This is a genomic window from Ectothiorhodospira shaposhnikovii (assembly GCF_016584105.1).
Lineage (GTDB): Bacteria > Pseudomonadota > Gammaproteobacteria > Ectothiorhodospirales > Ectothiorhodospiraceae > Ectothiorhodospira > Ectothiorhodospira shaposhnikovii.
Window position 1 is genome coordinate 1 of the sequence record NZ_NRSM01000087.1, and the last position, 928, is coordinate 928.

A 928-nucleotide genomic window follows, 5' to 3' on the forward strand; every position below is an offset into this window, starting at 1 on the left:
GGATTTTGCCGAAAGCCTGTACGCCGATGGGGAGGTTGAGCTGGGTAGCCATGGAAGGAACTCGGCTCCTGGAGGTTCACTGTCGGGGCAGAATACCACGAAGCCGGGGCTGGCCTTGCGGAAGCGGCCTTTGGTTGCGAGCGCAAAGACATTCCCTCCCCTGAGCGGGGACAAAAGAAATTATGAACCATTTCTAACTTTTGACGCCAAGCAGTTGCACCTCTATTGGCGGTATGGGATGTTGAGCCCGTCGCCAAGTATCGGCGCTCAAGGATGGACTCTCAGGCTCACGGAAGATTCCAGGGATTGGCCCGGCCGCGCGACACAAAGCCCCGTCACATGGATAGTGACGGGGCTTTACTTTGTGCGTTGTGTGTAGCGGATTGCCCCGTGGACAAGGGCCGTTGCCAGGCTGGATAAATCCGCGCCGGATAAATCTGCGTCATTCCCGCGCAAGCGGGAATCCATCGGCCGGTAACGGACTCAAGATCCTGGACTCCCGCTTTCGCGGGACTGACGAAAAGGGCATGTTCGGTATCCGGATCAAAGGCTCAGCACGTCAAAAGCGATGATCTGCCGCTGTTCCCTGGAGAACTCCACGCCGATGAGGTGAATGGGCTTCCCCTGCCCCCGGTACTTGTCGGCGTAGCCCTTGTCCTTGAGCTGCTGCAGCGCCCTGCCCTCCGGCACCTGCTCCACCACCTTGAACTCGAACAGGTAGATGTGGCCATTGAAATCCACCGTCATGTCCACCCGGCCGGTGTTGCCGGCATCCTCCACGGTGATGGCCAGGCCCAGGGCAGCCAGGTGGCTGTAGAACACGCTGGCGTAATGGCCTTCATATTGAGCAATGGGGTTGTTGCGGTACCAGTCGTGGGGCAGACCTGCAAACAGGGCCTTGAAGTGGGTTTCCAGGGCGGACAGGTCG

General features: G+C 59.3%; 1 protein-coding gene. It reads right to left on the minus strand.

Features of this window, described 5'->3' with window-relative positions; genetic code table 11:
- Positions 1-543: 543 nt before the first annotated feature.
- Positions 544-928: PD-(D/E)XK nuclease domain-containing protein (locus CKO35_RS17510; RefSeq protein ID WP_200177389.1), on the minus strand; the 385-nt coding region annotated here is incomplete at its 5' end.